The sequence below is a fragment of the Rhodococcus sp. OK302 genome, from assembly GCF_002245895.1.
Lineage (GTDB): Bacteria > Actinomycetota > Actinomycetes > Mycobacteriales > Mycobacteriaceae > Rhodococcus_F.
The window spans coordinates 2799110-2810833 of record NZ_NPJZ01000001.1 but is presented as its reverse complement, the minus strand read 5'-3'; the positions used below and the strand labels follow the sequence as shown (position 1 = coordinate 2810833).

Here is an 11724-nt window from a genome sequence, read left to right as displayed (position 1 = left end):
TCCAACGTATTCGAAACTATGTTCGGAGACAACAGTCACAGACAAATCAGTCGGAATAGTCCGAATACCTGTAAAGGTAACTGCTGCTTACGGTTCGGAGACACAGCCTCAACCAGCAGCCTCACTCATCGCTGCTGCGTCTTCTTCGCCGAACTTCTCCTCGAGAGTCTCGGGCGAGTAGTCCAAGTCGATCTCGGCTACATCGCGTCCCCGTGCCGACTCGATTGCAGACAGGCGTCGTTGCGCACGATCTGCGGCGTACACGACGAACTCCTGCTTATCCAGACCAAAGGGTTGCACCTCGAATTGATCGTTGTTCCAGTTGATCAATCCGAGTGCCATCGGCATCAACTCCCCCATCCGTTGCTGCACAACATCCCAGTTGGAGTCGTCGGCCGCCACGTGCCGACGGCACGTGAACGTTCCCCACGCCATGTGGCGACGTTCGTCGTCGCCGATCTTTTTGATCAGTTGCTGCATGCCCGGCAGGATTCCCCAATTGGTGCATACCTTCTGCCACGCGTAATAGCCCGTCAATGCAAGGCTGCCTTCGATGACGTGGTTGTACGTGACGCTCGCACGCACTTGGTTGACGGGACTCGGATCGGTCTGAAGTATCTGCAACGACGACGGCAGTTCCTCGTAGAACAGTTGCCGATAGTCCGGGTTTTCGGCGACGTAGGAATGCAAATCGTCGGTAAGTCCGATCTCATCCATCCAGAGCCGGAAAACCTGAGTGTGCTTGGCTTCCTCGAAACAGAATTGAGTCAGGTACATCTCGTCGCCGAACCGACCTTCGGCGGTCATTGCCTGCATGAACGGCTGGATGTCCTCGGTAACGGCTTCTTCTCCGGCGATGAACTGCGCACACAATAACGTGGCGCTACGTTGCTGCTCGCTGGTCAATTCCTGCCAGTCCTGAGCGTCCTGGGAAAAATCCAAGTCGGCTGGATTCCAAAATTTGGCATTTCCTTTGGTGAACAAACGCAGCGGGAAGGAGTCCCAGTTGAGCCCTCCCGACCTGAGGGTGCTGAAACCTTCTCGCCCCGGCGAGGTGACGGTCATGACATTCCTTCTTCCCGAAACGAAGATATATGTCCCACCCGAATGCCCGCCGAACGACAACGTGAATCAGTTTTGCGGAACATTGCTCGATTCGGCCAGGGAAACACCCTTGGATTGCATCGCCGCGAAGAGTTTTGTGTTCATCTCCGTAGCTTTGGCGGGTTGGTAGAACGCAAAGTTGAGCGGGTTCGCAAGGTTGTTCAGCTCCAGCGGATCGGCCGCCATGTCGTACAACTCGTACTGGGGCGCAGCAACTCCCGCCGGATCGAAGTACATCGTGTACTTCCAGCGACTGTCCCGGATACAGCGAATATGGTTCGGCTGCGTAACAATGTTCTGACCGTCCGGTGTTGCACAGTTCTGATCGTCGTAGGTGAAAAGAATCGTGTCTTGAACCTGCATACTCGGCGCGTTCGGATACGCCGCCGCGTCGACAATCACCGGTGTCAGATCCGTTCCGAGAAAGTTCCACGCATCGCGGTCCGGCACCTGGGCGAGGGTTGCGAGCGTCGGCACCACGTCGATCAACGACGCCAAGGCGTCAGTTTGAACTGGATTGGGGAACAACAACGGGTTGCTGATCACAAGCGGAACGCGCAGTGTTTCCTCGTACGCGTTGAATACCTTCTGCCGGAGCCCTCCATGCGACATCCCCATCTCACCGTGATCGGACATGCGCACGATGACGGTCTGGTCGAGCATCTGCGGGGTGGCTTCCAACGCGTCGAGCACACTGCCGATGTGCTCGTCCACCACCTTGTGCATGTAGGCGTAGAAGTTGATGTAGTTCTTGGCCTGGTCTGGTCCGAGCAGTGGGCCGAGTCCCGCGGCAAGTAACAATTCGGATTGAACCTGCGCAGTCGGTTTGTGATTGAAAGCCAAGATTTCGTCGAAGGTCGGCGGCAGTTCAATGCCCTGCTCGAACGAACCGGGTGCGTCGGACCCGTAGTTGTCGCACGTGCCGTTCATGGCATTCCACGATTGCGGGTAGGCAAGCACGTCGTGTGGATTGACGAACGAGACGATGAGAGCAAAGGGCTTATCGCCCTTCGCATCCGGTCCGGTAAGAAATTCGACCGCTTCTTCGGCGGCGCGACGGTCATGGTCTGCGCATCCCCCACCGAAGTGATCGGGGTTGGTGTCCTGGCCGGCATCCGGAGGCACCCATCCCTCGAAGCCGAATGCCGCAACGTCATCGCTGGTGGGATCTCCGCCGTCGGAACCCTTACTCAAATGCCATTTCCCACGGTAATGAACGTTGTAACCAGCCGACGCCAACATCTTCGCCATGTTCTGCTCCGACGTCTGCAATTGCGGTTCCGTCGGAGATACCGTGCCTCCCTCGGTGAGGGTTCTGGTCACGCCATGCTGCGCCGGATACAGGCCGGTGAAAAATGTGCTGCGACTGGGCGAACACATCGCCGTATTGCACACGGCTTGATCGAATGTGAGCCCGTGAGCCGCAATCCGTTGTCGGTTAGGCAGATTCCGCTCGACCCATCCTTGCGGCCAGTACATCGGCCGCCGTTCCTGGTCGGTAATGATGACCACGATATTGGGCTGGGCCGGAAATGAATCGCTGGGCGCTTTCCTTGCCGGCGTGTCTGCGGCAGTCGCCGACCCGATATCCGTCATACCTGCGAGAACCACCGCGCCCACACCACCCAAGAACATCCGACGGGGAACTCCCTGACTGAGATGGTGGACGTTCGCAGTTTCTGGGCTCACGGAATGCGTCCTCTCGAGAGTGTGTCCTCAGAGTTGACCGTTTTGCCGCTTATTACACATATTCGTTTCCCTTCAGGAAATGAACGGCACTACTGCAGACTCGAATTCGCGGTAGCCGTCCCGATGAACACTGTGACCGGTGCGAAATGACACGACCTCGCAGCGTCTGAGCGTGGCCGCAACTTCGCTCAGGCGATCCGGATCGACCATTCCGCCGAGCCCACCGCGCAAGAACAAGGTATCTGCTTCGATCAACGGCAGTCTGTCCCACCATTGCTGATCCGGTCTGCGAAACTGCTCGAGCGCCGACCCTGTCATCGACCGATCGAATGAAAATGCGGCACGAGGATGGCGGACCAAACTTGTTGTGGCATGCCATAGTTCAGGGATGCTCGGCAACTTTTTTGTGAACACCTGTTCCGGATCGCCCGCGCGTAGCGGGATCGGAGCTTCCTCGATGACCAGTTTACGAACTCCGGCGGGTCGTTTCTGCGCAATCAGCGACGCTGCATGCCCGCCGAGAGAGTGCCCCACCACATCGACTTGATCGAATTCCAAGTGATCGCACACGTCCATGACGTCTTCGGCGAACTCCTCGAACAGGTACGACGACGCCCTGTCACTCCGCCCGTGTCCACGAAGATCCGCAGACACAACCCGCCGATCGCGAGACCGTAATGCCCGGGCGAACCTGTCCCAGGTTCCGCTGTCACCGCCCATCCCGTGAATCAGGACTACGGGCGGAAGTTCGGCAGTACTCGACTTGGCACCGGAATCGCGATAGCTGATTTCGACTCCACCGGCACTGCGTACGTTAGCGACACTCACGAGGTCTCAGAATAGACCTCTTCGATTGATTCCTCTCAGGCCGCAATCCGCTTCTGCAGATCGGCTGTTCCGGCTCCGCTCATCTGCGATAGTGCGGCAGGTCGGCCGGCCAGGAGCAACACTATCGACGCTATCGGCCCGTCGACCTCCTTGCCTGCACCGGTCGACCAGTCAATGTCGTCGGCGACGAGCCGAAACCCGTCGAGGTGAAGATTCTTGAATACTCGAGCCTTACCCCGACCTCGATAGGCCACGATACGGTCGGCTGCGGATACTGCTGCTGTCGTGGGCATTTCGAGATTTCGATTCAGTGGTATCGAAATGTCCTGCCCGTGAACGAGAATATCGATCAACGTCTCGAGGCTGGTGACGCCGATGTTGTGACGTCGAGATCCCACCATCCCTCGAATCTTGGCGATCAGCTCGTCCACCGGCAGTCGAGATCGGATCAGTGCTGTATCGCGGATGAGCATGTTGAGGTCGCGGAGATGGGTGGGGTGCTCGAGCGCCAGACGGGCGGCGGCACCGACGGCACCCTGCTGCATCGTCAGATGGGCAGCAACATCGCGCACCGTCCAGCCTTCACACAGCGATTCGTGCTTCCATTCGTCGTCTGACAGCGATTCGAGCAAGGTCGCCGTGCGCAGACGCGCACCGTCTATCGCCGCCCAGATCTCGCCTTCGTTCATGACTCCTCCGAACGATCATCTCAATTTAGTACGATAATGGTACTAATTTTAGGACGATCGATAAGCGAGGACAAGGAATCCCGAGATGCCGTCGAACCTCGAAGTCGGAGTGCTGATGTTCACTGCGTACCGATCAGCCGAAAATCGAATCTTCGAAGCGATTCGACATGCTGGGTACACGGACATCACGCTCGCCCAGGCACGCATCGCAGCCCGCATCGGCCCGAACGGAACAAGACTTACCGATCTGGCCGAGCAAGCTCAGGTGGCCAAGCAGACCGCAAAATTTCTTGTCGACCAACTCGAACGCGCAGGGTACGTCGAGAGAATTGTCGACCCGAATGACAAGCGCGCCCGACTGATTCGGATCGTAGGGCGCGGCATCGACATCCTTCCGATCGCTCGGGCAGAGGAAGCACGAATCCAGTCGGAGTGGACCGAACATCTGGGTAAGCCTCGGATGGATCAACTCCGAGAGTCTCTACTGCTGCTCCGCAGCATTACCGATCCGTATGCCGCAGAAGGCAAATCCGGATAGAAAGATCCAAGAGTTCACTCGTACACGCCTTCCACCGACCACCTTCCTCCTTCACAGATCACCAGCAGAGCCCGCGATTGTTCCAACAACACCTGCGCCCGCGCCGCCGTCCGCACCGCTGCCGTGTCCCACCATCTCTCGTCAACGGGCCACGGCCCTGCCCAGCCCTGCACCGCCCATTCCTTGCTTCCCCACGTCAGCCTCGCGGGCCTCGCACTGAACACCCCTCGTTCGGTGACGTACACCGCGGTGCCCGACGCATCCCGGAGCACTACCTTCGGGTTGTCGACGAAGATCGATCCCGGGGCAGGCTGCGGCAGTCGCCCCGGCCACGGCGACGTCGGGTCGTGCGCCGCCACACGTTCATCCCCTAATGGCAACAAGGTAATTCGCTCCAACGGACCTCTTCCTCCACTGAGAACACCTACCTGAACCGACTCACCGCCCAACAATCCCTGCACTCGAACCAACGCGCGCCTGGCACGCTCGTCCTCGTCGCCCACCCCACCCCACAACCCCAATTGCAAAGCGCCGGCGCTGACCACTTCCACCGGTTCCAGACGCAGTACCGCGATTCCGGCGGTGGGCTTGGCTTCGCTGCGCCCACTCAGCCATCCGTCGAGTTGCCACCGCACTCGATCTGCCGTTCCCTCCGGCGTCAGCGGTTCCGCGCAGCGCCACGTGCGAGAGAGATGCTCACCGTTCCCTGTGCTCGCCGAGATCAGCAACCGAGTGCAGGCCACTGCTGCTCCCGACAACTTGTCATGCAGGAGGCTCGCCAATGCTCGTCCGGCGAAGGCTGCGGCGTCCACGCGCTCGATGGACGGATCGTACTGCTGCTCCACCTCGAGATCCGGCGGGAGTGTCCGGGCCGACGGTGGCCGCTCAGGCTCACCGCGGGCTGCCCGGTGTGCCAGTACCGCGTCGGTACCGAACCGCGACGCCACATCGACGGCAGGCAAGTCGGCAAACGACCCGATGGTTCTGATCCCGAGGCGATGCAGCAGATCCACCAACTCGCCGCGATGCGGCGCAGACAAACTGGGCTCAGCTGCCAACTCCGACATCGGCAGTGGTGCCAGGAAACTCGCACCTCCACCGGGCGGAACCAACACAGCCCTGCGCGCGGCAATCACCGCAGTCGACAGCTGATCTGCCACCCCCACCTGACATTCGACGCCCACCGCCGCAACCTGATCCACCAACCGCTCCGCTGCAGCTTCCTCACTGCCGAAATACCGGCTGACACCACGCGCACTCAGTACCAACAGCCCGGGGCGGAGCACTTCGATACCAGGCGCTGCCGCATCGACCGCAGCCGCAACCGGCTCGAACAACCGAGCATCGCGCTCCGGATCTGCAACCGCCACATACAGTTCCGGGCACCGTGCCTGCGACTCGCGTCTGCGTAATCCACGCCGAACCCCTTCCGCCCGCGCCGTCGCACTGCACGCAATCACCCGGTTGCCGGAGGTGACAGCCACAGGATGCGTAGCCGGAAGATCAGCCAGCGCAGCCGCTGCCACTGCCGGCCAATCCGGGCACCACAGAGCCAAAACCCTGCTCACAGCGCCACCACCTGAGCTGCACTTACCTCGCGCGTCGGCCGCCATTCCACGCGTCCGGCCGCACTGCAGATATCCAGACGCGTGGTGCGCGGTTGGAACGAACGCCCGCGGGCACGCACTGCAAGACTGAGCGATTCGAGCCGCCCCCGCCCCAGCGCCCGACCCTGACCGAAGCCGCCGTACCCATCAACCCGTGCATCCAACCGGATCTCCGCGCCATCCCAATGTCCGTCCGTCACAACAAGAGTGGAGCCCTTACTTCGAGCGCGCGCCACCACTGCCCGCGCCCGCGACGGCGGCACCGACGCCCCTGCCAATCCCAAAATCACCAGATCCATACCGTCGAGCAGCACGGCGGCGACCTCGACCGGATCGGGGCCGGGAGCCGGTATGAAGGCCAGACGCTCCAACTTCGCGCCCATCTCGTAGGCAGCCAACACTCCCAACCGAGTCTGGCCGATGACGGCAACATGCCCACCCGAGGCGGTCACCGATGCCATCAGCCCCACAAGCAGCGACGACGCCCCTTCCACGGACACCACGGTGCCCCGCACCAATCCGCCCTGTGGCAGCAACTCGGCGATACCGGCGGGCACGGGCAAGATGCCCACTTTTGCCGCTCGATCTACCGGCACTCCCGCCGAAGCGCCGGCAGGAAACGACAAAACAGCTTTCCCGTCGCCACCGGCCGGAATGGATGCCATCCGATTGCGGAGTTGCGCCAACCGATCCTGACGGGACAAGTCCGACTCGCCGATCGCGGCCTCCACTACGTCGGTCACCTCTTTTTCATCCCCGTCCTGTAAAACTCGGCAAGCGATCCATAACCAGCCGGCAAACCACGGGGAAGTCGAGGTCTGACACGCGTCGAACAGACAACAAATCGAACATATTTTCGAATCGTTTTCCAGTAAAGCCTGTCACTTACGGCACGTCAAGGCGGGACAAAGGGCCCAGTTCACACCAACCTCGAGGGCCACAGGCGTATCAATCCACTAACCTTGAACTTGTGACAGTTCGAGAGCAGACCGGGAGGGGCATCGGCCCCGAATACCTGCTGGCGGGGCGGTACCGACTCCGCTCCAAAATCGGCGGCGGCGGCATGGGTGCCGTCTGGCTTGCCCGCGACACCCTCCTCAGCCGCGACGTCGCGGTGAAACAGGTCACTACTACGGCCGGACTCGACGACGAGAGCGCCGAAGAGATCCGCGAACGCACAATGCGCGAAGGCCGCAACGCCGCCAAACTCTCACATCCCCACTCCATCGGGATGTACGACGTCGCTCTCGAAGCCGGCGAACCATGGCTCGTCATGGAGTACTTCCCGTCTCGCAGCCTCGCCCAGGCCATGAATATCGCCGACGCTCTGCCGCCCTTCGAAGTCGCGCAGATCGGCGCACAGATCGCCGCCGCACTCACCGAGTCACACGCCGCCGGCATCGTGCATCGAGACATCAAACCCGGCAACATCCTCATCGCCGACCGTGGCGCATCTCTCGGCATCGTCAAGATCAGCGACTTCGGGATCGCACGCGCCAAAAGCGACGGTGCCGATCATCAGGACGAGGTCATCACCGGCACACCGGCGTACTTCGCCCCCGAAGTTGCGCGAGGCGACGACCCCACCGAAGCCAGTGACGTGTTTTCCCTCGGCTCGACGCTCTACACCGTCATCGAAGGTCAACCGCCATTCGGAATCGACTCCGATCCCATCGCCCTGTTGCACCGCGTCGCCAAGGCCGAGATCTACCGTCCCACCAAATCCGGACCGCTCACCGACGTCCTACTCCAATTGCTCGCACCGGATCCGACGCGTCGGCCCACCATGGCGCAGGCCCGCGACGCACTCGCCGCTGTCGCCACCAACGGTGATTCCATCGATCAACTGATCGGCACACCGCTGTACTCGACCGAGGGCGCCGTTCCGGCCTGGGCACACCGCACCACGCAACTCCCCGATCCGCACCGACGCAACCGGTTGGTCGGCCCGACTGTCACCGGGTTGCCTGCGGTCCAACAGAATACGCCGCTCGGCTCCGTACCCAGCCCACTGGATTTGTTCTCGTGGCCACCGCGGATGCCCACCGGGCCAGCAGATGCGAGCACTCGGGACAAGGTCGTCGCCTGGGCTCCTATCGCCATGACGGCAATGGTGGCGATCATCGTTCTCGCCACGATCATCGTCGTCATACTGGTGCTCACTGCCTGACTGCACCAGCCGGCTTGATGTTGGCATTGAGATGAAAGACGTTGCCCGGGTCGTACTCCGCCTTGATCCGAGCCAACCGTTCGTACTTGCCAGACCCGTACGAACTGCGGACTCGATCTTCGTCCGCATCGGTCATGAAATTGACGTACCCGCCCTGATTGGATGACAAGGGACGCAACGCTTCCCAGGTGTCTCGCACCCACTCGCGATCCAGATCCAACGTTCCCTCATCTGTTGCCGTGGCCGTCATGTTGCACACGTAGTGCGGAGTGCGCGTGCCACCGAACGCCGTCTCGTCCTCGCCGACGGAGGTGAAAGCACCCTGCATCGGGAAGATCGGCATGAACGACATCGGTGACAATTTCTTCCCCGCGTGTTCGGTCAGAACGTCGATCACCTCATCGGAGAAATCCTCGAGATCCAAGGCCTTCTCGTACGCGTATGCGCCCCACGGTTCGGACTCGTCGAGCATCGACTGCAGTCCGACGTACGGGAGTGGCGTGACAAACTCGAACAGCGGTTCCAACCCATCTCGAATCGGCGCAATCGCCTTCTCGTGCTCCGTCGCAGATCCGAAACCAGCTACCAGCAAGGCATATCCGGGACGCAGGTGAAACTGCTCCGGAACGAACGGCGCGGGCGGAGCAGACAAACTGACAGCCACCAACGCACCGGCATTGCCCGGCAGCGCAGGCACCACCTCACGGAACAGACGCAGCGCATCCGGTCCGTCGTCCATGCCCCAGAAAAACAATCCCAAATGTACCTCGGGGCCTACCTCACTCAACCGATACTCGAACTCCGTCACTACCCCGAAATTGCCGCCGCCACCGCGCAGCGCCCAGAACAAGTCGGGATGGTCGTCTTCGGAAGCGCGTACCACCCGACCGTCGGCAAGCACTACCTCCGCCGACGCCAGGTTGTCGATCGACAATCCGAGCGATCGCGTCAACCACCCCATCCCGCCGCCGAGGGTCAGCCCACCGATGCCGGTATCGCTGATCACTCCCCCTGTCACACCCAACCCGTGTTCCTGCGTCGCGGAATCGAGGTTCGCCATCGTCGCTCCGCCACCGGCCCGTGCTCGGCGCAGGTTCGGATCAACATTCACACTGTTGAGCGCACTGAGATCAATCATCAGACCGTCCTCGCACACCGAAGCGCCGCGGTAGGAATGCCCACCGCCCCGCACCGACACTTCCAGCGAGTTGTCGCGGGCAAATCTCAACGCTTGCGCCACGTCTGCTGATCCCCGACACCGCGCTATCACCCCTGGCCGATGATCGATCTGACCATTCCAGATCGATCGTGCATCGTCGTAGCCCTCATCATCACGACCGAACACCGGCCCTGTGATCGAGGATCTCAACACCTCGACATCAATCCTTGTCATCACACACCCCTCACACCGGTCACGAGTAAGTACTCCCAGTCCATGCCGAAGGAACTGTCGCCGATGTCGTACCTACGAGCCAACTCCACCAGTTCCCGATCCAGAGCCTCTGTTCTGTCGCGATCGTCGACGATGTTGCGGTAGACGGCGATAGTCGGACCGTAGTTGGCCTTGAAAAAGTCGCGGAATTCCTCCGGTCCACCAAACCTGTCCACGTGCAAGATCTTTCGACGCGCATCGACATCACCAACCAAATCGCCGAACAACCCCCGCACATGGTTCTCGTCACCCCACAGCGGCGCCGGTTGCACACCGGGCGGCGGAGCCGGCGCATACGGTTTCATCACTTTGAACATTTCTCCGATGAAACCCGTTGGAGTCCAACTCAGTACACCGATCCGGCCGCCGACGCGACACACTCGGAGTAGCTCGTCGGCTGCCCGTTGATGGTGCGGCGCGAACATGACCCCGACGCACGAGAGCACCACATCGAATTCACCATCGACAAAGGGCAGGTTCTCGGCGTCGGCTTCCTTCCACACCAGCTCGACACCAGCCAGTGCCGCAGCACGCTTTCCCGCCTCGAACAGTTCAGGCGCGAGATCGATTGCCACCACCTCCGCTCCACGCGCCGCTGCCGGAATAGCCGCGTTGCCCGCCCCCGCTGCAATATCAAGGACACGGTCACCTTCCCCGACCTCGCACGCTTGCACCAAGGCAGGCCCGAGGTCCGGGATAACCTGCGACGCCACCGCAGGATAATCACCCAACCCCCACATGACCCGGTGCTTGGACTTGAGCGCCCGATCCGACACCACCGTATCTACTGATTCAGTCATTGCATTCTCCTCCAACCAATTTCGCAGCAACATCCGTTCTGACAGTTGACGTTACGACGGGATTCCCAGCCCCTCCAGTACCAGATCTGTACCGCGGCAACTCATCGGCCTACGATCGATACATGGGGTCGTCGTATCACCAGTTCTGCCCCGTCGCCAAGGCGATGGAACTCTTGGACGAGCGCTGGACACTACTGCTGCTCCGCGAACTCATCATGGGAAGTGAACATTTCAACGACCTACGACGCGGGCTTCCACGAATGTCTCCCACACTGTTGTCCAGGCGCCTGCACCAACTCACCGTCGCCGGCATCGTGGAGCGAAACGACAGCGACGGAGCCATCGCCTACCGCCTCACCGACGCCGGCCGAGAACTCCGTCCCGTCGTCGAAGCTCTCGGAATCTGGGGCACCCGTTGGATCGGCGAACTCGGAGACGGAGATCTGGATCCGAAACTTCTGCTCTGGGACATGCATCGACGCGTAGACCATTCCGTAGTCCCCGGCGGAAAAGCTGTGGTCCACTTCGCGTTCTCCGGAGTACACGGGCATTCCCGGAACTGGTGGCTGGTCATCAACTCCGGCGAAGTCGACGTGTGCGACAACGATCCGGGCTTCGACGTCACGGTATCGATATCTGCGGGGTTGCGACCGATGACGGAAGTCTGGCGCGGCAATCTGACCTGGGCCGACGCCGTCAAATCCGGAGATATCACCATTTCCGGGCCCGCGCCACTGCGTCGCGGTCTCCCGGCGTGGTTCGAGCTGTCCACCTTCGCCACCATCCCGCGCCCGGTGTAGCTCTTACCAGCACCGTTCCAAGTTGTTACAGAGCTGTCGCAATCTGTGTCACGGTTGACTACGTGTC

Annotated in this window: 11 protein-coding genes; 3 read left to right on the top strand and 8 right to left on the bottom strand. The window is 60.9% G+C overall.

Translation table 11 applies throughout. The features are described from left to right. Nucleotides 1-108: 108 nt before the first annotated feature. From BDB13_RS12890 to BDB13_RS12875, 4 genes are all read right to left on the bottom strand, one after another. Complete coding sequence (locus BDB13_RS12890; protein ID WP_094271982.1) at nt 109-1065, bottom strand: R2-like ligand-binding oxidase; 957 nt, start codon at nt 1063-1065, stop codon at nt 109-111. A 66-nt stretch (nt 1066-1131) separates the two neighbouring features. Continuing rightward, on the bottom strand, nt 1132-2793 hold the full coding sequence (locus tag BDB13_RS12885; protein ID WP_254922801.1) for a sulfatase-like hydrolase/transferase: 1662 nt from the start codon (nt 2791-2793) through the stop codon (nt 1132-1134). Nucleotides 2794-2865: 72 nt separating this feature from the next. Then, nucleotides 2866-3621, bottom strand: coding sequence for an alpha/beta fold hydrolase (locus tag BDB13_RS12880; protein WP_094271980.1), 756 nt, complete (start codon nt 3619-3621; stop codon nt 2866-2868). 35 nt (nt 3622-3656) lie between these two features. Further along, complete coding sequence (locus BDB13_RS12875) at nt 3657-4310, bottom strand: maleylpyruvate isomerase family mycothiol-dependent enzyme (protein WP_094271979.1); 654 nt, start codon at nt 4308-4310, stop codon at nt 3657-3659. An 85-nt stretch (nt 4311-4395) separates the two neighbouring features. Here BDB13_RS12875 and BDB13_RS12870 point away from each other — a divergent pair, with 85 nt between their 5' ends. After that, nucleotides 4396-4848 (top strand): MarR family winged helix-turn-helix transcriptional regulator, encoded by a 453-nt coding sequence (locus BDB13_RS12870; protein ID WP_094271978.1) that lies wholly within the window; start codon nt 4396-4398, stop codon nt 4846-4848. A gap of 14 nt (nt 4849-4862) precedes the next feature. Here the strand turns inward: BDB13_RS12870 and BDB13_RS12865 are convergent, their stop codons facing one another. Next, nucleotides 4863-6416, bottom strand: a complete 1554-nt coding sequence (locus BDB13_RS12865) for a DNA polymerase Y family protein (protein ID WP_094271977.1) — start codon at nt 6414-6416, stop codon at nt 4863-4865. After that, entirely contained in the window at nt 6413-7198 is a 786-nt protein-coding gene (locus BDB13_RS12860) for a hypothetical protein (RefSeq protein ID WP_094271976.1), read from the bottom strand. Before BDB13_RS12860 ends, BDB13_RS12865 begins: the two co-directional genes overlap by 4 nt. A 227-nt stretch (nt 7199-7425) precedes the next feature. Here BDB13_RS12860 and BDB13_RS12855 point away from each other — a divergent pair, with 227 nt between their 5' ends. Next, on the top strand, nt 7426-8625 hold the full coding sequence (locus BDB13_RS12855) for a serine/threonine-protein kinase (RefSeq protein ID WP_094271975.1): 1200 nt from the start codon (nt 7426-7428) through the stop codon (nt 8623-8625). On the opposite strand, the gene BDB13_RS12850 is transcribed toward BDB13_RS12855, so the two are convergent. Continuing rightward, nucleotides 8615-10018: an FAD-binding oxidoreductase gene (locus BDB13_RS12850; protein WP_169637899.1), complete on the bottom strand. Its 1404-nt coding sequence runs from the start codon at nt 10016-10018 to the stop codon at nt 8615-8617. The two genes, BDB13_RS12855 and BDB13_RS12850, sit on opposite strands and share 11 nt — an antisense overlap. Then, nucleotides 10018-10857, bottom strand: coding sequence for a class I SAM-dependent methyltransferase (locus BDB13_RS12845; protein WP_094274883.1), 840 nt, complete (start codon nt 10855-10857; stop codon nt 10018-10020). The genes BDB13_RS12850 and BDB13_RS12845 overlap by 1 nt, the downstream gene beginning before the upstream one ends. 122 nt (nt 10858-10979) lie before the next feature. Here BDB13_RS12845 and BDB13_RS12840 point away from each other — a divergent pair, with 122 nt between their 5' ends. Next, the gene (locus BDB13_RS12840; RefSeq protein ID WP_094271973.1) at nt 10980-11657 is read left to right on the top strand and encodes a winged helix-turn-helix transcriptional regulator; all 678 of its coding nucleotides are present in this window, start codon (nt 10980-10982) and stop codon (nt 11655-11657) included. The last annotated feature ends 67 nt before the right edge of the window (nt 11658-11724 follow it).